Origin of the sequence: Luteitalea sp., from assembly GCF_022842525.1 — a bacterium.
Lineage (GTDB): Bacteria > Acidobacteriota > Vicinamibacteria > Vicinamibacterales > Vicinamibacteraceae > Luteitalea.
The window spans coordinates 1-20,876 of record NZ_JALHPM010000019.1 but is presented as its reverse complement, the minus strand read 5'-3'; the positions used below and the strand labels follow the sequence as shown (position 1 = coordinate 20,876).

19 protein-coding genes are annotated in these 20,876 nt (G+C 69.9%); 9 read left to right on the top strand and 10 right to left on the bottom strand.

Going from position 1 to position 20,876, the window contains the following annotated elements; all coding sequences use genetic code 11:
• Positions 1 to 50: 50 nt before the first annotated feature.
• From argH to Q0C41_RS05955, 4 genes are read right to left on the bottom strand one after another with little or no spacing between them, the layout of a single operon-like run.
• A complete protein-coding gene (gene argH / locus Q0C41_RS05970; protein WP_291981854.1) occupies positions 51 to 1,508 on the bottom strand; it encodes an argininosuccinate lyase in 1,458 nt (485 codons plus the stop codon).
• A gap of 50 nt (positions 1,509 to 1,558) precedes the next feature.
• Complete coding sequence (locus Q0C41_RS05965) at positions 1,559 to 2,845, bottom strand: NCS2 family permease (RefSeq protein ID WP_291981896.1); 1,287 nt, start codon at positions 2,843 to 2,845, stop codon at positions 1,559 to 1,561.
• Positions 2,845 to 4,023: a glycosyltransferase family 4 protein gene (locus Q0C41_RS05960; protein WP_291981852.1), complete on the bottom strand. Its 1,179-nt coding sequence runs from the start codon at positions 4,021 to 4,023 to the stop codon at positions 2,845 to 2,847. The genes Q0C41_RS05965 and Q0C41_RS05960 overlap by 1 nt, the downstream gene beginning before the upstream one ends.
• Positions 4,020 to 4,511, bottom strand: a complete 492-nt coding sequence (locus Q0C41_RS05955) for a hypothetical protein (RefSeq protein ID WP_291981851.1) — start codon at positions 4,509 to 4,511, stop codon at positions 4,020 to 4,022. The genes Q0C41_RS05960 and Q0C41_RS05955 overlap by 4 nt, the downstream gene beginning before the upstream one ends.
• A 75-nt stretch (positions 4,512 to 4,586) precedes the next feature.
• On the opposite strand from Q0C41_RS05955, the gene Q0C41_RS05950 reads away from it, so the two are divergent.
• The 4 genes from Q0C41_RS05950 to Q0C41_RS05935 all read left to right on the top strand — a co-directional run bounded on the left by Q0C41_RS05950 (position 4,587) and on the right by Q0C41_RS05935 (position 8,723).
• Positions 4,587 to 5,246: a VTT domain-containing protein gene (locus Q0C41_RS05950; RefSeq protein WP_291981848.1), complete on the top strand. Its 660-nt coding sequence runs from the start codon at positions 4,587 to 4,589 to the stop codon at positions 5,244 to 5,246.
• A 16-nt stretch (positions 5,247 to 5,262) separates the two neighbouring features.
• Positions 5,263 to 6,006, top strand: a complete 744-nt coding sequence (locus tag Q0C41_RS05945) for a VTT domain-containing protein (protein WP_291981846.1) — start codon at positions 5,263 to 5,265, stop codon at positions 6,004 to 6,006.
• Positions 6,007 to 6,120: 114 nt separating this feature from the next.
• Complete coding sequence (locus Q0C41_RS05940; protein ID WP_291981844.1) at positions 6,121 to 7,188, top strand: hypothetical protein; 1,068 nt, start codon at positions 6,121 to 6,123, stop codon at positions 7,186 to 7,188.
• Positions 7,185 to 8,723, top strand: coding sequence for a peptide ligase PGM1-related protein (locus Q0C41_RS05935; protein WP_291981842.1), 1,539 nt, complete (start codon positions 7,185 to 7,187; stop codon positions 8,721 to 8,723). The genes Q0C41_RS05940 and Q0C41_RS05935 overlap by 4 nt, the downstream gene beginning before the upstream one ends.
• Here Q0C41_RS05935 and Q0C41_RS31360 read toward each other — a convergent pair.
• Complete coding sequence (locus Q0C41_RS31360; RefSeq protein WP_367079151.1) at positions 8,635 to 9,189, bottom strand: four helix bundle protein; 555 nt, start codon at positions 9,187 to 9,189, stop codon at positions 8,635 to 8,637. The two genes, Q0C41_RS05935 and Q0C41_RS31360, sit on opposite strands and share 89 nt — an antisense overlap.
• A 43-nt stretch (positions 9,190 to 9,232) precedes the next feature.
• Positions 9,233 to 10,381, bottom strand: a complete 1,149-nt coding sequence (locus Q0C41_RS05930; RefSeq protein WP_291981840.1) for an alpha/beta hydrolase-fold protein — start codon at positions 10,379 to 10,381, stop codon at positions 9,233 to 9,235.
• A gap of 595 nt (positions 10,382 to 10,976) precedes the next feature.
• On the opposite strand from Q0C41_RS05930, the gene Q0C41_RS05925 reads away from it, so the two are divergent.
• The gene (locus Q0C41_RS05925) at positions 10,977 to 11,423 is read left to right on the top strand and encodes a cyclic nucleotide-binding domain-containing protein (protein ID WP_291981839.1); all 447 of its coding nucleotides are present in this window, start codon (positions 10,977 to 10,979) and stop codon (positions 11,421 to 11,423) included.
• Entirely contained in the window at positions 11,420 to 12,508 is a 1,089-nt protein-coding gene (locus Q0C41_RS05920; protein WP_291981837.1) for an alpha/beta fold hydrolase, read from the top strand. Before Q0C41_RS05925 ends, Q0C41_RS05920 begins: the two co-directional genes overlap by 4 nt.
• Before the next feature lie 13 nt (positions 12,509 to 12,521).
• Here the strand turns inward: Q0C41_RS05920 and Q0C41_RS05915 are convergent, their stop codons facing one another.
• Positions 12,522 to 14,099, bottom strand: coding sequence for a GMC oxidoreductase (locus Q0C41_RS05915; protein ID WP_291981835.1), 1,578 nt, complete (start codon positions 14,097 to 14,099; stop codon positions 12,522 to 12,524).
• Between the two features lie 42 nt (positions 14,100 to 14,141).
• Between Q0C41_RS05915 and Q0C41_RS05910 the strand changes: the two genes are divergently transcribed.
• On the top strand, positions 14,142 to 15,104 hold the full coding sequence (locus Q0C41_RS05910) for a hypothetical protein (protein ID WP_291981833.1): 963 nt from the start codon (positions 14,142 to 14,144) through the stop codon (positions 15,102 to 15,104).
• 30 nt (positions 15,105 to 15,134) lie between these two features.
• Here the strand turns inward: Q0C41_RS05910 and Q0C41_RS05905 are convergent, their stop codons facing one another.
• Positions 15,135 to 15,746, bottom strand: coding sequence for a hypothetical protein (locus Q0C41_RS05905; RefSeq protein ID WP_291981831.1), 612 nt, complete (start codon positions 15,744 to 15,746; stop codon positions 15,135 to 15,137).
• A 117-nt stretch (positions 15,747 to 15,863) separates the two neighbouring features.
• Here Q0C41_RS05905 and Q0C41_RS05900 point away from each other — a divergent pair, with 117 nt between their 5' ends.
• Both Q0C41_RS05900 and Q0C41_RS05895 read left to right on the top strand, forming a co-directional pair.
• Positions 15,864 to 17,351 (top strand): aldehyde dehydrogenase family protein, encoded by a 1,488-nt coding sequence (locus Q0C41_RS05900; RefSeq protein ID WP_291981829.1) that lies wholly within the window; start codon positions 15,864 to 15,866, stop codon positions 17,349 to 17,351.
• A gap of 7 nt (positions 17,352 to 17,358) precedes the next feature.
• Complete coding sequence (locus Q0C41_RS05895) at positions 17,359 to 18,351, top strand: NAD-dependent epimerase/dehydratase family protein (protein WP_291981827.1); 993 nt, start codon at positions 17,359 to 17,361, stop codon at positions 18,349 to 18,351.
• On the opposite strand, the gene Q0C41_RS05890 is transcribed toward Q0C41_RS05895, so the two are convergent.
• Complete coding sequence (locus Q0C41_RS05890; RefSeq protein WP_291981826.1) at positions 18,276 to 19,760, bottom strand: cytochrome P450; 1,485 nt, start codon at positions 19,758 to 19,760, stop codon at positions 18,276 to 18,278. The two genes, Q0C41_RS05895 and Q0C41_RS05890, sit on opposite strands and share 76 nt — an antisense overlap.
• Positions 19,750 to 20,817 (bottom strand): fatty acid desaturase, encoded by a 1,068-nt coding sequence (locus Q0C41_RS05885; RefSeq protein ID WP_291981824.1) that lies wholly within the window; start codon positions 20,815 to 20,817, stop codon positions 19,750 to 19,752. Before Q0C41_RS05885 ends, Q0C41_RS05890 begins: the two co-directional genes overlap by 11 nt.
• Positions 20,818 to 20,876: the final 59 nt, after the last annotated feature.

The window sequence follows — 20,876 nt, the reverse complement described above, 5'->3', positions numbered from 1 at the left end:
GATCACCTTGGCCGCAGACCCGAGGGTCTTGGTGTGGGGCACGTGCGTCATCAGAGGGCCTCGACAGCGGCGCGCAGGCCGCGTGCGGCGTCACCGAGCAGGGTCTGCGTCGCTGTAGTCCAGGCGCGGTCGGTGCGCAACTGCTGCTCGGCCACCGCGAGCGCCGCAGTGGTCCGGACCGGCGATGGCCCGCCGAGCGTCTGCCGCACCTCGACGAAGTGAGCGGCGCTGAGCACGTGCTGCAGTTCCGTCTCCGTGTACGGCAGCGTGCGCCCAATCACGGCGGTGGTGGCGCTGGCGAGCGCGTCGACCAGCGGTCCGGCCGGCACGCGGCGTCGTTCGGCGACGAAGTGGGCGGCGATCTCGTGGCTGATGCGAAAGGGCAGCGCATGCGTCCGCGCCAGCGTGTCGGCCAGTTCGGTCACCGTGGTGCCGCCCTCGGCGGCACGCGACGCCATCTTGTCGATGTCGAAGGTCGCCTGCGACATCGCGCCAGCGACGAGGCGAATCGCCCGGATGGCATCACGGAAAGCGTTGGCGACGAGCGGCTGGAGATCGTCCTCGGTGTCCACGATGTCGCCGAACGGCGTGTTGTGCACGGCGATCGACACGCCCTGCGCCTGCCCGAGCGCCTTGCTGCCGAGCGCCCTGGCGTGCTCGAGAGCGACCGGGTTGCGCTTCTGCGGCATGATGCTGCTGCACTGCACGTAGCCGTCCGAGAGCCGCAGATAGCCGAACTCCGCGGTGCACCACAGCATCAGATCCTGCACGAAGCGGCCGAGTCCCACGAGCAGCACCGACAGCGTGCTCGTCGACTCGAGCAGGTAATCCACCGTCGCGATGCTGCCGTAGGTGTTGCCGGTCGGGCCATCGAACCCGAGCAGCGCGCTGGTCCGGTCGCGATCGATCGGGAAGCCCGTGCCGGTGATCGCGCAGGCGCCGAGCGGGTTCCGGTTGACGCTCGCGTAGGCCGCGCGGAGCCGCTGGTGGTCGCGTTCGAGCTGTTCGATCATCGCCAGCAGGTAGTGCGCCACCGTGCTGGGTTGCGCCGGCTGCGTGTGCGTGTGCGCGGCGTAGACCGTGTGGATGTGTCGGCCGGCAAGCGTGATGAGGGCGGCACGCAACTCCTCCACCGCCGCCGTCGTGTCCAGCAACGCCTCCCGCAGGCGCATGCGGTACATCGTCATGTCGATGTCGTTGCGGCTGCGTGCCGTGTGGAGCCGGCCGGCGATCTCGTGGCCGCAGACATCGATCAGCGTCTGTTCCAGGTAGAAGAACAGGTCCTCGTACGTGCCGTCGTAGGTGACGGTGCGCACCTGGTCCTCGTCGATGCGATCGAGACCGGTACGGATGAGTCGGGCGGCATCCGGCGCCACGATGCCCTGCTCGGTGAGCATGACGAGGTGGGCGTAGTCGATGGCGCGGAGCTGGACGAGGAAGAGCCGCTTGGCGTCCTCGAAGATGTCGTTGAGGACGAGGTGGACGTACTCGGGCGCAAACGCAGGCATTGCCGAAAAGTATTTCACGGTCCGGCCGGATTGCTGCCGACCGTGTGCGTTCACCCGTGGAGGTACAGCAGGCCCACCGCGAGCCCGCCGAGTCCCCAGCTCCAGGGCGTGAGGTCCCGGGACCGCCCGGCGACGACGAAGGCGACCACGTGGGCCACGAGCCCCCACAGCAGGCCCTGCGTGATCGACAGCGTCAGCGGGATGAGCACCAGGGTGAGAAAGGCCGGCACCATCTCTTCGAGCGCGCCGAACGGCAGCGCCCGACTGGTGCGGAACATCAGGACGCCGACGATGATCAGCACCGGCGTGGTGGCGAATGGCGGCACCGCGGCGGCGATCGGCGCCAGGAACAGGCACGGCAGGAAGCAGAGCCCGGCGACGATGGCGGTCAGCCCGGTGCGGCCGCCGGCATTGATGCCGGCCGCGCTCTCGACGTAGGCGGTGCCAGACGACGTGCCGAGCAGCCCGGCCCCGAGCGTCGCCCACGCATCCACGATCAACCCCTGTCGGAGGCGGACCGGCCGGCCCTCGTCGTCCGTGAACCCGGTGGCCTCGGCGACGCCGATGAACGTGCTGAGCGAGTCGAACAGGTCGGTGAACAGCACCGCGACGATCGAGGGCCAGAGCGCCGGCGCGAGGGCGCCCCAGAGATCGAGCCGCAGCGTCACCGACGTGAAGTCCGGTCGGCTCACCCATGTCTGCGGGGGCGTGACCAGGCCCGCCATCCACGCCACGGCCGTCACGGCGCCGATGCTCACGAGGAAGGCGATCGTCTTGCCGCGCACCATGAGGCCCACGGCGATGACGAGCCCCAGCACGGCCAGCAACACCGAGGGCGTGAACGGCCCCGGCTTGACCAGCGTGACCGGATCGCCGACGACGATGCCGGCCCCCCGCAGGCCGACCAGCGTGATCAGCAGGCCGATGCCGCAGGCCATGGCGGTCCGCAGCGAGGCCGGGATGGCCGCGGCCACGCGCTCGCGCACCGGCGTGACCGAGATGACCAGGAAGAGGACGCCCGCCCAGAAGACCATCCCGAGCGCCGTCGGCCACGGAATCTGCTGACCGACCACGAGGGTGTAGGCAAAGAACGCGTTCAGGCCCATGCCCGGCGCCACCGCGAACGGCAGCCGGGCGTAGAGCCCCATCAGGATGGTGAGCAGCCCGCTCAGCAGCACGGTCGCCGTGAGGGCGCCCGCGAACGGCATGCCCGTGCCGTCACTCAGGATCGCGGGGTTGACGACGACGATGTAGGCGGTGGCGAGGAAGGTGGTGAGCCCGGCGACGACCTCGGTGCGCGTGGACGTCGCAGGCACGGCCGGCGCCGTCTCCGGCATCACGCGTCGGCCACCATGCGCAGGAACGGCTCCAGCGTGGCCATCACCCGCGGCCAGCGATACCAGGTCTCCACGTGGGCGCGCCCCTGCGCGCCGAGGCGCAGGGCGAGCGACTCGTCGGTCGCCAGCAGCGTGAGCCCCTCGACGAACTCGTTGGCGTGGTGGTAGTAGAGCCCGCCGTTGGCGCGCAGCGTCTGGCCCTTCAGGACCTTGCAGCCGCCGTTGACGAGGGCCGGCACCCCGTGATTCCACGCCTCGAGCAGCACGAGACTGAGGCTTTCGTAGGGCGACGGCATGATCAGCGTCCGCGCACTGCCGAGCAGCGTCTCGCGCAGGTGCTCCGGCACGAAACCGAGCGGCCGAATCTGCGGATGGCTCGGCACCTCCATGAACTCGGGGCCGGCGAGCACCAGCGGCAGGGCTGGCCGCCCCTGCTCGACGTACTGCAGGTAGTGGCGGAACAGCGTCTCGCAGCCCTTGTTCTTCTCGAGGCGCCCGAGATAGAGCGCATACGGAAAGCTGACGCCCAAGTCCTCGAGCTCACCGCGCAGCTCGGGATGCGGCAGTGCCGCCGGAGCCAGCCCCGAGCCGATGACGCACGAGGGCGGCAGGGGCCCGCGCGCCCGCGACGCCACCAGATCGCGCTCCTCCTCGGTGAGGAACACGTAACCGGCAGGCAACGCGAAGTAGTCACCGAGGACATCGAGCCAGATCGTCGGGTCCTCTTCGGCCGTGGGCACGAGGATGGCCCGATCGCGGACGAGGGGCAGGCCGAAGAAGCTCGGATAGTAGCGATACGACCAGAACAGGACGAGGTCGTACTGCGTGCCCTCGGTGCGCAGGTGCTCGAGCAGCGACGGCACCGTCGGCCCGTTCTCCTCGAACCACGCCTGCTGCTGCTCGGTGGTCGAACGTCGCCCGAACACGTCGTGGCTCAGGTCGGCGAAGCGGTGCAGGTGCCGCGGGTGCGTGACCGGGAAGCGCCGCACCGTGACCCGCCCGAGCTGGCTGACGCCGGGTGGGTAGACGTTGCGCCACGTCAGGTAGTCCCTGGCGCAGCTGGTCAGCACCGTGACGTCGTGCGACTCGGCGAGGCGCTCGGCGATGGCCCGGCAATGCGCCTCGGCTCCCCCGGTGACCTCGGCGCCATAGCGCTGCACCACGCACGCGAGCTTCACGCGGGCCCCGTCGTGTCGGCAGGCGCGCCGGGCGTGGGGCGACCCTGCTCGAGGGCCTCGACCCGCGTGGCCAGCCGCACGTTCTCGATCGCGAGTTGCTGCAGGCAGGCCATCAGGACGAAGTTCAGGCGTTCCTGACGCGCGAAGTTCTCGCGGCTGTAGTCGTACAGCCAGCGGGTGATGGGCAACAGGAGCTTCTGCTTCAGCCAGATGATGGCGCCGCCGGCAATGGGGCGATGGCTCGACAGGCGCAGCGACGGGTTGACCCGCCAGTCGTCCTCATCGTCGAGCAACTCGGGCAGCAGCAGGAGCTGGCGGTCGCGGCGCTCGAGGGCGCGGGCGAGCAGGTCCTCGGCCGCCAGGAACACCGCTTCGTCCTCGAACTCGCGCACCCCGCTGCGGGCCAGCCGGGCGCGCACCTCGGCGCGGACCCGGGCGCGCACCTCGGCCATGACGTCCTCGGTGGCAATCCACGGGCGGTCGGCCATGGTTGGGGGAGTTTACCCCACGCCCTGTATCCTTGACGTTCCGCCAGGCGCGCTGCAGGGCGGCCGAACCCCCGCATGGAATTCATCGTCGATCTCCTCACCTGGCTGCGCACCCTTCACAGCGACGAGGGCGTGCGCGCCCTGATCGCCTGGGGCGGGCTCAGCATCCTCATCGCCATCGTCTTTGCCGAGACCGGCCTGCTGGCCGGCTTCTTCCTGCCGGGTGACTCCCTGCTGGTGACCGCGGGTGTCGTCTGCGCCGGGGCGTTCCCCGGGTTGCCGCCCCTGAACATCTGGCTGACCAACCTGCTGCTGGTGCTGGCCGCCGTCATCGGCGACCAGGTCGGGTACGGGCTCGGCAACCGCGCCGGCCGGGCCATCTACAACAGGCCCGACACGCGGTTCTTCAAGAAGAAATACCTGTACGAGGCCCAGGAGCTCTATGCGACCCGGGGTGGGTCCTCGCTGATCGTCGCCCGCTTCGTCCCGGTGATGCGCACGTTCGTGCCGTTCATCGCCGGCGTGGCGAAGATGCCCTACCGGAGCTTCGTGGCCTACAACGTCGCCGGGGGCGTGCTGTGGGTGACCAGCCTCCTGTGGGTCGGCTACCTGCTCGGACTGAGCCCGCTGGCCGAGCAGGCGCATCGCGTCATCCTGGTGGTGATCGTGGTGTCGGTGCTCCCGTTGCTGTGGGAGGTCTACAAGCGATGGAAGCACTCGACAGGCCGGGCGTGACGCGGAGCGCGCACCGGTGACCGGCCCGAGCGAGGCCGGACGGACGGCGGCGCGGCGGCTGGCGCCGCTGGCCCTCCTCTCGCTGGTGCTGCCACCCATCGGCGCGGCCCTGCTGATTGGCTACCTGTCCAGCATCGGCCCCTGGCTGCAGGCCATGGGCCCGCGGGGCGTGGCCCTCTACATCACGGGATTCGGACTCCTCGGCGGCTTCGCGCTGCTGCCCACCTATGCCCCGGCCATCCTCGGCGGCTGGGCGTTCGGCGACCGCATCGGCATCCCGGCTGCCCTGGCCGGGTTCGTCGTGGCCTCCGGCATCAACTACGCCTGGGCCCAGCGCCTGTCGGTGACGCACGCGGCCGCGCTGCTGGCCGAACGTCCCCGGTGGCTGGCCGTGCGCAACGCCCTGGTCGGGCGCTCGTGGCTCAAGACCCTGCTCGTCGTGACGCTGGTCCGGGTGCCACCCAACTCGCCGTTCGCGTTGAGCAACGGCGCGATGGCGGCGGCGCGCGTGCCCATCGGCGCCTATCTGGTCGGAACGCTGATCGGCCTGGCTCCCCGGACCACCGTGGCAGTGAAGGCCGGGTCGCACCTGTCGACGCTGGACTTCAGTCAGCGTGACGCCTTCGGGTCGGCCGCAGTGACGCTGGTGCTGTCGATGGCCGTGCTCGGCATTCTCGGCTGGTTCGCCCGCCGCGCGCTGGATTCGGCGCTCGCGGAACCGACGCCGGACGCCGGCGAGACGCCCCCGCCGCTGGCCTGATACGATCGCGGCATCTTGCCCTTCGATTGCCGCCACCAGTACACGTACGGGCACGACGCGTGTGTCGCCGACTGTCCGACGCGGCACCCGACGAGCGGCTTCGTGTATCAGCGCGTGAGCACCCGCGATGCCGCGCCGGCACCAGAGGCCGGCACCGTGGATGTCGCCGTGCTGGACATGAACCATGGCTGGCCGAATCTCGGTCACGCCGCCGTCGTGCGGTCGCTGCGCCAGGTGGTCTGCGACCTGCGGGCGGCGATGGCTGACGCTGGCCTGCGCGTCCGCGTGTCGTCGTACGACGTGCGCCGCCACGGCGGACGGCCCGCGGTGGACGCCGCCTCGGGCCTGCTCTGCATCGGCACCGGCGGCCCGGGCCACCTCGATCCCCGACGGAACGACGGCCTCGATCCGGGCAGCCAGGGGATCGCGGAGGATCCGTCGTGGGAGCCCGAGGTCTTCGGCCTGTTCGACGACCTGCGCGCGCACCCCGAGGGCACCCTGCTCGCCATCTGTCACAGCTTCGGCATCATGTGCCGCTGGCTCGGCGTGGCGGATGCGCACCTGCGCGGCCCCGAGAAGGGCGGCAAGAGCGCCGGCATCATGGAGAACGCCCTGACGCCGGCCGCCCGCACCCATCCATGGTTCCGCTTCCTCAGTCAGCAGGCCGGCGCCTCGCAGCGCATCGCCGTCCTCGACAGCCGCCTGTACGACCTGCTGCCCGAGGGGCCACTCCCCGACACGATGCAGGCGATCGGCTACGAGACGCTTGGTGTCGGTGGCCCTGTCGGCCCGGCACTGACGATGCTGGAAGTGGAGCGCAGTGCCGCCGACGGCATGCCACGCATCCTCGGCGTCAACCACCACCCCGAGATCGTCAATCGGCCGCGGCAGCTCGCCCTGCTGCGTCGCCGCCACGCCGCGGGGAAGATCGACGACCGCTGGTACGAGGAACGTCGGCGCACGCTGATGGAAGCGCTGGACGATCGCGCCGGCGAGCAGCAACTGGCCCTCACCTCCAGCTTCTCGCTGCACGGGCCGCTGCGCTACCACCTGCTGCGCCGCCTGCGACAGACTGCCGAGTCGCTCGGGCGCGCGTGGCCCCTGCACGAACGGACGTCGCCGCTCGCGATGCTCGCGACCGGTGAAGTGTTGTCCCTCGACGAACTCGGAGCCGCGCTGTGATTCCGCAGCCGCCTTTTGCCGCCACGCTGACCACCGAAGAAGAGTTGCGCCGCTTCGAGGAACTGAAGCCGCGCCTCAACCAGGTCTGGGACGTCCTGATGCGGACGGCCGACCAGCCGGGCACGTCGGTGGTCGTCCCGTCACTCACCCTCGACCAGGATGAACTGCGCAAGCTCGATGGCGCGACGTTCTACGAGGAACGCCTGCTGTTCCTGCTGATCCGCCTGCGCAACCCGCGCGCCCACGTCGTCTACGTGACGTCGCAGCCGGTGCATCCGCTGATCCTCGACTACTACCTGCACCTGCTGGCCGGCGTGCCCGCGAGCCACGCCCGCGCCCGGCTGACGATGCTGTGCACGTACGACACGTCGCCGCGACCGCTGACGCAGAAGATCCTCGAGCGCCCGCGCCTGATCGAACGCATCCGCGAGGCCATCCCGGACCCGTCACGCGCGTATCTCACGATCTTCAACTCGACGCCGCTCGAGCGGAAGCTGGCCGTGCTGCTCGGCATCCCGCTCAACGGCCTGGACCCGACGCTGAACCATCTGGGCACCAAGTCGGGCAGCCGCAAGGTGTTCCGCCAGGCCGGCATCGAGCTGCCGGAAGGCTTCGAGGACCTCACCGGCGAGGCCGACGTCGAGGACGCGCTGGTCGAACTCGCGCACCGGCGACCCGGCCTGCGCAAGGCCGTCGTCAAGCTGAACGACAGCTTCTCGGGCGAGGGCAACGCGATCTTCCGCTTCCCCGATCAGCCCGACGATCGTCTGGCGGTGCGCAAGGCGCTGCGGTCGCTCGAGTTCGCGGTGCCGTGGGAGACGCACCAGAACTACTTCCAGAAGTTCACGCGCATGGGGGGCATCGTCGAGGAGTTCATCGACGCCGCGATCAAGGTGTCGCCGTCGGCGCAGTTGCGCACCAGTCCGGCGGGCGAGGTGCTGCCGACGTCGACGCACGATCAGATCCTCGGCGGGCCGTCGGGCCAGGTGTACCAGGGGTGCAGCTTCCCGGCGCACGAGGACTACCGCATGGCGATCCAGACGCGCAGCATCCTCGTCGGCGAGGTGCTCGCGAAGCAGGACGTCGTCAGCCGCTTCGGCGTCGACTTCCTCGCCTACAAGGACGCTCCGGAGGATCCCTGGAAGCTGACGGCGCTCGAGATCAACCTGCGCGTGCTCGGCACCACCCATCCGTTCCTGGCGCTGCAGTTCCTCACGGGCGGCACGCTGGATCCGGACACGGGCGAGTTCGTCTCGCTGAGCGGTCGCCCGAAGTTCTACATGGCGACCGACAACCTCCGCGCCGCCACGTATCGCGGCGTGCTCCCCGAAGACCTCATCGACATCGTCACCGACAACGGCCTGCACTACTCGCACCGCACGGAGTCAGGCGTGCTGTTCCACCTGATCGGCGCGCTGTCGGAGTACGGCAAGCTGGGCCTCACCGTCATCGCCAGCAGCCCCGAGGAGGTCGCGGACCTCTATGGGCGAACGCTCGATGTGTTGGCGCGAGAGACGGGGATCGGGCATGGGTAGCGCCATCGTCAAAGGACAAAAGGGCAAAAAGGGCGAACAGGGCAAGACGACAGAACCGAAGGTCGAAGACTGGAAGGGTGGAAGGAGTGAAGGCGTGAAGGCTACGGTGAGGTGCGGAGGCGTTTGACGGAGGTCGAGAGGATGGCGACGAGTTCGCCGGATCGGCGAGGAGCCAGCCGATCTCGGCGGGGTCGGCGCACAGACCGGACTGCTCGATCAGATTCAGCCAGTACTGCGCCTCACGCGCTTCGCGCAGGGCACCTGACCGCAGCGCCAGCAGGTGACGCCTCGTGGTGGCAGATTGTGCCTCCGCGTTGTGAGCGCCGATCGCAGTTCCTGCACGCAGGGCCTGCTGCAGCAACGTCTGCGGGATCAGGCCTCGCTTCCGTTCTGCGACGAAACACCTCAACAAACGCGTAGCAAACGCCGCCGATCGCTCCAGCAAGTCCCTTCGCTGTGTAGGCATGGCGTCTCCCAGAGCACACGCCATGCCACTTCATCCTGTACTTCTACTTTCCCCAGACGTATTCGAGCGCGAGTGGGAGCGTCTGCGCCTTGACGCCCCTGTCGCAGTGGGCGGCGTTGCGGACGAAGACGAACTGGTACGGGTAGCCTTTCGCGGCCAGCACCTTGGCCATGCGCTCGTTGGCGTCGACCCAGTCGTGCATGTCGTCGCGCATGACGTTGGGGTTGAACAGGTCGCGGTCGCCGACGTGCAGCCAGAGGCGCAGGGGCTTCTTCGCCGTCGTGGGAATGAGCGTCTCGTGATAGCCCCAGGCGCCGCCGGGCGTCGCGGGATTCCACGGCCACTGCTGGTTGACGTACGTGCCCGAGTACGAGAGGACGCGGTGGTAGAGGTCGGTGCGATACCACGCCATCGACAGCGCTGCTGACGCGCCCGAACTGCAGCCCATCGTCGCGCGCTGGTCGGGGTCCGTCGTCAGGCGGACCTTGGCGATCTGCGCGACACGCGGCAGCACGTCCTTTTCGATGAACTCGGCGTAGCGGCCCGACAACGTGTCGTACTCGAGCCCCCGCTGGCTTCCCTGCGCGTCGCCGCCGCCGTTGCCGACCGCGATGCCGATCATCACCGGGATGCGCTTCTGCGCGATGAGGTTCTCGAGTGTCGTGAACAGCAGGGGGTCGGGGCCGTCGGCGCCGACGATGAAGGGGGCCGACGTGCCGGCGACGTACTGCGCCGGCACGAAGACGGACACGGTGCGCGTCCAGGACGCGGGTCGACTGGTGGGCACGTCGAGCCGTGCCGGATTGGTCGGGTCGGGCGTGCCGAAGGTGCCCGCGTCGCGCGCGATGCCTGTCGGATAGACCGTGCTGTCTGCCGACGTCAGCGTGAAGCTGTACACGGTCCCCTTGGGCACGTCCTCGCGGGCAACGGTGTCCGGCGCCGGCGCGTGTGTCGGGCCGACGATGAAGTTGCCGTGTTGGGTGGGACGCGGCAGCGTGCCGTCGGGGAGTTCGGTGGCCTGCACGAGGCGCAGTGCCTGGCGCGTCGGCGGCGTCGGGCGCGGGCGGGGCGTCTCGACGGGCGGGGGGGACGGCGGCGCCTGAGGCGACACGGGCGCCTGCGCCTGGAGCCCACCCGCCCCGCACACCAGCATCGTCACGGCAGCGGCCGTGCCGGCCAACGCCTGTCGCATGTTCCTCACGTGCATCCTCCGGTTGCGCAACACCGTCCGCGTGGCGCAGAGTGTGCGCGTCGATCCCAATCCGACGCAAGTCCCTCCGGACTCGAGGCATGACGCGATTCGCTCGGATCTTCCTCGCCTGCCTGCCGTTGTCCGTCGCGGCGGCGCCAGTGTTCGGTCATCCTGCCGTGAGTGTCGTGCTCGACACGGGCCGCACCTCGAGGCCTCATCGACCAACGCGCAGCGCCTGCGCCGGCTCGCCCCGGACGGGTCGTCACGGGTCGTCTGACCGTCTGCTCCGCCTTGCACCTTGCATGCTTGACTTCTTCGTCCCGCTCTCTGTCCTTCGTCCTTCCCGCCCTGCCCTCTTTCTTTCTGCTCTTCTACCCTTCCACTCTTCGCTGTTGCGGTAAAGTGCTGCCGTGATTCCTGTCGTCCTGCTCACCGGTGCGAGCCGTGGGCTCGGTCGTGGCATCGCCATCGAAGCGGCGTCGCATGCACTATCATCGAGACTTCACGTCGACGCAGTCGTGGCAGCACCGGGCACGTGTCGGTTCCAGGTGCGCCAGCAGTACTCCGTGGGGACTGGGCGCCCCGCCGAGAGGGCATGCAGATGGCATCCACGTACCTCGATGAACGCACCTATTCGCCCGGCGACGTGATCGTCCGCGAGGGCGACACCGGCAACGAGATGTTCATCCTGCAGGAAGGCAAGGTCGTCGTCACCAAGGACATCGACGGGCATGATGTCTTCCTCGCGCTGCTCGAGCGCGGTGACTTCTTCGGCGAGATGGCGCTGCTCGACTCACAGCCGCGCAACGCCACCTGCTCCGCGCTGGTGCCCACGCGCGTGGCCGTCATCAGGAGCGGGGAACTGCTGATCAAGCTGCGACGCGATCCCACGTTCGCGCTGGAGATGCTGCAGGCGTTGAGCCGGCGTATCCGCTACCTCGACACGATGCTCGCCGAGTTCGTGCGCGAGGATGTTCCGTCCAAGGCCACGCTCGACAAGCTGATCGCCAAGGGTGAGTACGCCGCCGATCGCGAGCGATGACCTACCCTGCCGCTCCCGACGACCGACCTGCCTCCGAGCGTGCGTCGACCGGCGCCCCGGCGCCGCGCCGACGATCTGTCCCGTTCACGGCCGGCGACGGTCACCCCGGCACGCTCGTGCACGTGACCGGGCCGACGCCACCGTCGAGGGGTCCCGTACTCCTCATCCACGGCGCCGGCGTGCGCGCCGACATCTTCCTGCCTCCCACCGGCAGGACCATGGTCGATGTGTTGCTCGACGCCGGCTACGACGTCTGGCTCGAGAACTGGCGGGCCAGCATCGACCTGCCGCCGCACCCGTGGACGCTCGATCAGGCGGCCGTGTTCGACCACCCGGTCGCCGTGCGACGCGTGCTGGAGGAGACCGGGGCCGACCACCTGAAGGTCCTCGCGCACTGCCAGGGCTCCACGAGCTTCATGATGGCCGCGGTCGCCGGCCTCGTGCCGCAGGTCACGACCATCGTCAGCAATGCCGTGTCGCTGCACCCGGTCATTCCCGGTCTCGCGAGGGCGAAGCTGGCGCTGGCCGCGCTGTGCGTCCGGCACCTGATCGACTACATGAATCCGCAGTGGGGACGCCACGCCCCGGCAGGCATCCCCCGGATCCTCGACGGGATCGTCAGGCTGACTCACCACGAGTGCGACAACGCGGTCTGCCGCCACGTCAGCTTCACGTACGGCGCGGGGTTCCCCACGCTGTGGAGTCACGAGAACCTCGACGCGGCCACGCACGCCTGGATCAGCGGCGAGTTCGGCCCCTGTTCCATGGCGTTCTTCCACCAGATGGCACGGTCGGTGCGGGCCGGGCGGCTCGTGTGCGTCGAGGGACATGCGGAGCTCCCGCGCGACGTGCTCCAGCACCCGCCACGCACCGACGCGCGCATCGTGTTCATGGCCGGCCAGGACAACAAGTGCTACCTGGCCGAGAGCCAGATCCGCAGCTTCCGGTACTTCGACGCCCTCCGGCCCGGCCACCACGCCCTGCTGCTCGTGCCGGGGTACGGCCACCTCGACGTCTTCCTTGGCCGGCACGCGGCACGCGACGTGTTCCCGCAGGTGCTCGAGGCGCTCGACGGGCCCGACTGACGGACGCGGCCCGTCAGTCGAGCATGCGTTCCGCGATCCGCTCCGACAGCGCGGCGATCGTCTTGGAAGGATTGAGGCCCAGCGCGACGGGCACCACCGCGCCATCGGCGACGAACAGCCGCGGGTGCCCGAACACCTCGCCCCGGTCGTCGACGACACCCGTCGTCGGCGTGTCGGCCATGCGGCATCCGCCCAGCGGATGCGGCGTCACGAGCGATCGCAGGATCGACCACAACCACGGCGCCAGCGGCCGACCCTGCGACGCGCGGGCGAACTCGCAGTGGGTCTCGAAGATGGCGTCGATGGCCTGGCGCGACGCCTTGCACGACCACTGCAGCTTCAGCTTGCGGCGCCAGGGGGCGAGCAGGCTGCGCCCCAGGTAGAGCCGGCCGTCGGCGGCGTCGGCGCACTGGCCGAACCACGGCATCATCATCGGCAACTCGCCCTGCCGACGCAGGACACAGGCCAGGCCGAAGACCATCGCGTTGAACTGCAGATCCTTCCAGGCGAAGGGTTGGCGGGCCTCCATGATCGTGCGGAAGTAGTCCGGAAAGCCGCCATCCTGCACGAGGAAGCGGGTACCGCGCACCTGGCGATCGAGGAAGTCCACCCCGCTCGTGATGGTGGGCCCCTGCGTCGGATCGACGGCCGCCTGCTGGATCGACAGCGTGAGGAAGTCGCCGTTGCCGCTCCATCTGGTCCCCAGCGCGCCACTGACCTGCGGCAGCGTGCGGAACTGATCCCGGCATCGCAGCAGGAGCTCGGTCGACCCGAGCGATCCGGCCGCCAGTACGACGCGATCGGCCATGACCGTGCCCCGGTGCAACCGGCCGTCGTGGATCCGGTCGAAGTCGACGCGATAGTGATGGCCTACCGGTGTCACCACGCGCGCCATGTGGAGCGGTCGCACGTCCGCGCCGAGATTCTCTGCCCGCGCCAGGTAGTTCAGGTCGAGCGTGTTGCGCGCCCCGACGCGACACCCGAGGTAGCAATCGCCGCAGTGCACGCAGGTGCCCTGCTGCCGGCCGTGCTCGTTGACCCAGGGGCGCGAGTGCCCGGCGTCGAAAGGCGCCTCGCGGTCGGCGCGCCAGCCGTCGTCGAACGTCACCGCCAGCGGCATGGGCCGGAACCGCGCCCCGTGCCCGAGCGCCTCGGCCGCCTGTCGCAGGACCTGATACGTGCGGGGCGCCTGCGCCTCGGGCACCGGCTGCGGTCGCAGCATCCGCTCCACCCGCGCATAGTAGGGCCGCAGTGCCTCGTACGTGATCGCCGCGGGCCAGTCGCTCGAGAACACCTCGGGAGGCGCGTCGACCTGCACGTTAGCGTAGATCAGCGAGCCGCCGCCGACCCCGGCTCCCTGCGCCACCGACACGCCGCGCTGCAGCCGGAAGTCGAGCCAGCCGTTGCGCTTCTCGGGGCACGCCTGATCCCAGACCCAGGGATCGCCCGGCTTGCGCGGAAACGTCTCCGGTGACCATCGGCGGCCACGCTCGAGCACGAGCACGCGCAGGCCGGCGTCCGCGAGCCGGCAACTCGTGACGGCCCCGCCGAAGCCGCTGCCGATCACGACCGCGTCAAAGCGTTCGGACATGCTCCTTTGCTCCGCTGTGCCGGCGAGTATACAGTCCCCGCCGTGACCCCGCATCCCGATTCCGGTGCAGCCGGCTACCCGCCGGATTACCTCAGTACGCTGCCCTCGCGCGAGCTCCAGCGCATCATGCACGAGAGCCCCACCCTGCCGCTGGCCGTCCTGCGCAACCAGGGCGGCTTCTCGGTCGATTACGACAACCGCCGCGTGTGGCGCGACTGCTTCTGGAAGGGATCGTTTGCCAAGGACACGCTCCTCGGCTGGGAGGAGCGCCTGCTGACGCCCATTCACGACGCCGGTGCGCAGTACACCGGGGGGCGCTTCTGGAAACGCTTCGAGTTGCACGGCGATGAAGCGCGCGCCTACATCGTCAACTACGGCGTCGGGCTGCTGCCGGGCCGCGCCGTGGTGAGGCCCGAGGTGTTTGCGTCCGACACGCGGCCGTACCTGCGCACGGGCGACACCGTCTTCCTGTTGACGTACCTCAATCAGCCCTACCGCGTCGTCCACGACCTCATCAAGGCGGTGGACCCCGACAACTGCATCGGCGTCATGCACCTGGGCAGCTATCCCCGCGGACGCGTGTTTGCGACGTTCGTGATGTCGCGCAGCAACCATCCGTTCGAGAAGATGGCCATCCCCGACCACGACGCCATCTTCGCGTCCAGCCACGCACGTGCACCGCTGCCGGCCGAACTCGAGGGGCGCTGGCGAGGGCACCTCGTGCTCTTCTCGCACCCCGAGCGCGCCCTGCACCACCAGTTCAATCCACCGCTGCTTCGCCTCGACGCCAGTCGCGTCGGCGAAACCGTCGAGACCCGCATGCGCACCGGTCTCCTGTCGTCGCGGACGCGTGCCACGTTCGACGCCGACGAGGTCATCCTCGAGCATCGATCCGGCCGACGCGACCACCTCAGGAGACTCGACGACGAGACGCTGCTCGGCCGACGCACGCGCGCGGGGTCGTCGCAGGTGACGCTGCGGTACGTGCTCACCCGCATGCGCTGAAGACGTCGAGGCCGCTGCTCCGCCGGTCGGCTACCGCCTCGCCGCCAGCGGCAGGTACGCGGCGATGAGTTCGCCGCTGAAGAACCACAGGAACCCCGCCAACGCCCCGACGCCATCGCCCAGGCTGCCTGCGGCAGGCGTCCGGAACGAGGTCAGTTGCCGGGCGAAGGCCATGGGGCCCAGGTGCAACACGCCCGCGGCGACCACGGCTCCGGTCGTGTCCGCGCCGGCGTGCAAACGGCAGTGGAGCGTGGTCGTCTCGGACCACCCGTGCAACAGCGAGCGGCGTCCCACGTACTTGGCGCCGTCGAGGCAGTAGTCACGGTCGTCGACCCTGAATGCGACGCGATACGTCATCAGCCTGACGCCGGGCTCGGCGGTCGGCACGAACAGGCCGAACGTGCCCTCTGCCGTCGCGTCCGCTGCCCCGATCGGCGCGAACGTCACGCTGCCACGGAGGCGGCCACCGTGCCCGGGGTCGCGCACGAACGCCCGGACGTCCGCGATCTCGGCATGCGCGTGCAGCGTGAGCGAGCTGGCCGCGGCGTGGCCCTCACGGGCCCCGACGATCGGATCGGTGGCGCCCCACCCGAAACCTCCACACATCGTCTCGCTGAACGAGACCGCGGCCCTCGCTGCCATGGGATGCGCGGATTGTAGTCCAGCGGCACGTGGTGGGGTGCGGTAGACTCTGGGCATTCCAGATCATCGGTCGCTCATGGATCGCCGGCTGCCGGCGACAGGAGGACAGGACACGTCATGCCCCAGCCCGCGTACGCGGCCCCAGCGAGTGGAGTCGACCCGGCGGCTGCCGACGCCCCTTCCACGACCGCCGCGATCGACGCGCTGTTCGAACTGCAGCGGGCGCACCAATGGGTGGTCCGGCGGCGCTCCGCGGCCGAGCGGGTCGCGACCCTCACGCGGCTCAAGCGCGCCATCGTCGCCAACCGCGAGCGCATCCTCGACGCCATGCACGCCGACTTCCGGAAGAACCGGAGCGAGGCGGAACTGTCGGAGATGCAGCTGGTGCTCAACGAGCTGAACGAGGCCATCGCGTCGACGCCGTCGTGGATGGCACCGGTCGCCGTGCCCACGCCGCTGCACCTGCTCGGCACGCGCAGCCGCATCGAGCCCCAGCCTCGCGGGGTCGTGCTGATCGTGGCGGCCTGGAACTACCCGTTCGCCCTGCTCTTCGCGCCGCTCGTCGCCGCCGTGGCCGCGGGCAACTGCGCGATCCTGAGACCGTCCGAGAAGGTGCCCCACACGTCGGCGATCGCCGAGCGCATCGTGTCCGAGGTCTTCCCGCCGGAGGAGGTGGCGCTGGTCCGCGGCGACACCAGCATGGCCGAGTACCTGCTGACGCTGCCGTTCGACCACGTCTTCTTCACGGGCAGCACGCCCGTGGGCAGGAAGGTGATGGCCGCCGCAGCAGGCCGACTCACGTCGCTCACGCTCGAACTCGGAGGCAAGTCGCCGGTCGTCGTCGACCAGACGGCCGACGTGGCGCATGCGGCCCGCTGCATCATGTGGGGCAAGTTCGTCAACGCCGGCCAGACCTGCGTGGCGCCCGACTTCGCCCTCGTGCATGCCTCGCGCGTCAGTGAGTTCTGCGAGGCCGCGCGCGGCGTGCTCGAGCACTTCTACGGCGCCTCGGAAGCGCAGCGTCGAGCGAGCGGCGACTACTGCCGGATGATCGACGACACGAGTTGCGCGCGCCTGGCAACCCTGCTCGACGATGCGGTGCGGGGGGGCGCGAAGGTCGAAGCGGGGGGCATCGTCGACGTCGCGGAGCGCTACGTGGCGCCGACGATCCTGTCAGGGGTCGCCCGCGACGCCGCGATCATGCAGGACGAGATCTTCGGTCCCGTGTTGCCCGTGCTCGCGTACGACTCCGAGGACGACCTCCTCGAGTACCTGCAGGGCCGCCCCACGCCCCTGGCGTTGTACCTGTTCAGCGAGAGCGAACGGAACGTGCGGGAGTACCTCGCCCGCACGAACGCCGGCGGCACGGTGGTCAACAACTGCCTCATCCACCTGACAAACCCACACCTGCCGTTCGGCGGCGTCGGCGAGAGCGGCTTCGGCCGCTATCACGGTCGGTTCGGGTTCGAGACGTTTTCGCACGCGCGGGCTGTCCTCATGCAGCGACGGCCGCGCCTGTCGCACTTCGTGTACCCGCCTTACGCCCGCCTCAAGGAGGGCTGGCTGGGCCGGGCGCTGGCGTTCGCACGCCGCATGCGCGACTGAGGCGCCGATGCAGAGGGCATTCGTGACGGGCGGTTCCGGCTTCGTCGGCCGCCATCTGGTTGCGGAGTTGAGACGGCAGGGCGTGGCCGTGCGCGCACTGGCGCGCTCACCGGACGCGGCACGCACCGTGGGCCGGGCCGGCGCGGAGGTCGTGACCGGAGAGTTGCACGACGTGGCGGCGCTGCAGGCCGGGATGGCCGAGTGCGACGTGGTCTTCCACGCCGCCGCGATCGTCGCCGACTGGGGCGAGGCCCGGCACTTCCATCGAGTCAACGTCGAGGGCACCGAGGCGGTCCTGGCGGCGGCGCGAGGTGCAGGCGTGCCGCGGTTCGTCCACGTCAGCACCGATGCCGTGCTGGCCGGGCCGCAACCGCTGGTGCGCGTGACCGAGGCGACGCCCCGGCCGGCGGCGCCCTACGGCCCGTACGCGCGGACCAAGGGGCTGGCCGAGGAACGCGTGTTGGCAGCCAACACGGCCGCCATGGCCACGGTCATCGTGCGGCCGCGTTTCGTCTGGGGGCGAGGCGACACGTCCGTCCTGCCGAAACTCGAGGCGGCGGTGCGCGCGCATCGATTCCGCTGGATCGACCATGGGCGCTACCTGACGTCGTCTACCCACGTGGCCAACGTGGTGGAAGGCCTCGTGCTCGCAGCGCGGCGCGGCACGCCGGGAGCCATCTACTTCGTCACCGACGGCGCGCCGATCGAGTTCCGCACGTTCGTGACGGGACTGCTCGAGACGCAGGGCGTACGCCCCGGCAATCGGAGCCTGCCGCGGCGCGTCGCGTGGCGCCTCGCAGGCATCGTGGAGACGTGCTGGGGGCTTCTCCACCTCAGCATCACCCCGCCGATCTCGCGGATGGTCGTGAAGATGATGGGCGAGGAGGTCACGCTCGACGACTCGCGCGCCCGCCGCGAACTCGGCTACGTCGGGGGCATGACGGTGGAAGCGGGACTGCGGGAGATGTCGGACGCGGCGGGCACGCCACCAGAGGGCTGACGAGGCTCGATCCGCATCAGCATCCCGTACTTGGGCGAGAGGTTGACCCGCGCCAGTTCCTCGACGGGGTGACCCGGCTTGACCCGGAGCCGGTACCTGCGGGCCAGCGTCGCGATGAGCAGGGGCGTGGTGGTGAGCGCCATGCGCATGCCGACGCACCGGCGCGGACCGCCGCCGAACGGCAGGTAGGCATATGCGGGACGGCTGGCGGCCCCGGGCGCGATGAAGCGATCGGGATCGAACTCCAGCGCGCGGTCCCAGTACCGTGCGTGCCGGTGCATCAGGTACGGACTGATGGCGACGGCCGTGCCCTTCGGGATCCGGTACCCACACACCACGTCGTCTTCCATGGCCATGCGATCGAACGCGTAGATCGTCGGCGAGAGGCGCAGCACCTCGTCGATGACGCGCCGCGTGTACTCCAGCGCCGGAAGGTCGGCGGGGGCGGGGGCGCGGCCGCCGAGCACGGCGTCGAGTTCCGCGTGCAGGCGCGCCTCGGGGCCCGGATTGCCCGCGAGCCAGTACCAGGTCCAGGTGCTGGTGATGCCGCTGGTCTCATGGCCGGCCATCAGCAGCGTCATCATCTCGTCGTGGACCTGCCGCACCGACATGGTCTCGGACCGCTCGTCGTCGCGGCCCGCCATGATGAGTCCCAGAAGGTCCGGGCGGATCTCGCCGCTCCGCACCCGCGCGTCGATGAGTTCCCCGAACGTGCGACGGATCGTGTCCATCGCGCGCTGGAAGGGGCGGAAGCCCGGTTGCACCCAGCGCCGCACGGGGATGGGGAGGTTCCAGAGGTTGCTGGGCGCCGTGGGATCGATGTAGCCGTTGATCTCCTCGACGGCATGGACGAGCATGTCGGCCCTGTCGTCGGCGTCAGAGCCGAACATCGCCTTGAGCAACGCGCGCAGCGTGCAGCGGAGCATCTCCGTGTACACGTCGAGCGGCTCGCCGGAGCGGGCGGCGACGGCCCACGCGTCGCCGGTGCGCTCGGCCTCGGTCGCCACCGTCTGGGCGAAGGACTCCACGTGGTCCTTGTGGAAGGCAGGCTGGATGCGCTGCCGCTGGCGACGCCACGCGTCGCCGTCCGCCGTGAGGAGGCCCTCGCCCCATATCTGCCGGAGCGTGCGCCACCGCGACGTGGCCTTGGCGTAGCGATGGTGCGCGTGGTGGAGGACGTGTTCGATGCCGTCCGGGTCGGCCACCATCACCACGTTGTCCAGCGGATACCGCAGCGCGAAGACATCGCCGTAGGTCGCCGCCAGGCGCGAGAAGACCTTCAGCGGCTGGCTCGAGAGGTCGGGCAGGATCCGGAGCAGCTCGAGTGCGCCGGGACCGGGGATCGACCCGTACGGCGCGACGATCGACGGAGGCTCCCCGTCGGCCTCGCGGTGCGCCTCACGAGACATGGGAGCGCTCCGCCTGGCGCTGTCGTGCGGCGAACTGCCGGGTCTCGCGCACGAGGCGCCACCAGAGCTTCGGGAAGCCGATCACGGGCTCGATCAGGAACTGACGCCGCTGCACGGGCGTGAGCAGCCGCACGAGATACCGGTGCAGCGCCAGCTGCTGGTACCACGGCAGGCTCGGAACCAGGTGATGTTCCCAGTGACACGGCGAGCCCCACGGCCCCCCGCCCACCAGCAGGCCCCAGAAGCCGACACCGAAGCTGCGCGAGCCGTTCCGGTTGTCGAGCGGCATCAGGTTGTGCTCGGTGAACTGTCGCACGCGGTCGAGGAAGAAACCGACGTGCGGCAGCATGACCCCGAACGCGACGACGGTAAACAGCAGGCCGAAGTGGTTCCACGCATACCAGGCGAAGGCGCCCTGGTAGCCGATGGCGAACGGCCCGGAGAGCAGCCGGTCGCGCGTCCACTCGAGCGGCCGATGCACGATGAAGTCGGTGTAGTTGATGTCGAAGGCGAGGGGCAGGAAGGTCGGCCAGTAGCGCCGGGGCCGCACGAAATTCAGGAACTCGGCGTCGTGGTCGGTGCCGAACTTCGCGTGGTGGATCATGTGCGAGGCCGCGTACTGCCGGGGCTCCGACGCGGCGACGCGCGCCAGGTTGGCCGACACGTGATGCAGGACCCGCGTGACGGGCCCCTGCGGCGGGAAGATCAGCTTGTGCGCCGCGCCCTCGTGCATCGAGTACACGCTCAGCGAGTACATCAGCCAGCTGTGGCACCCGCCGACCAGGACGGCGACGGCAAGGGTGCGCAGGCTGCCAGGGTCGCCGGGGCCGAGCAGCGCGCCGGGCAGCCACGTGAGCAGCAGCGCGTCGATGGCGAAGATCGCGGTGAGCGTGGCGACGCTGATGGCCAGGTGCAGGCGAGGGTGCGCCTTGTACCAGTGGTAGAGCGACCGCCCTCGCTCGAGCACGAGGCGCATCTGCTCGTCCGACAGCCCCTCGAACGGCTGGGTGGCGTCGTAGGCCCGCGCCAGCGCCAGTTCATCCTGGTGGAGCTTCACGCCCGGCCCCCGTCCGCGGCGTCACGCGTCATGGCACCCACACCCGAGATCGGAAGAGC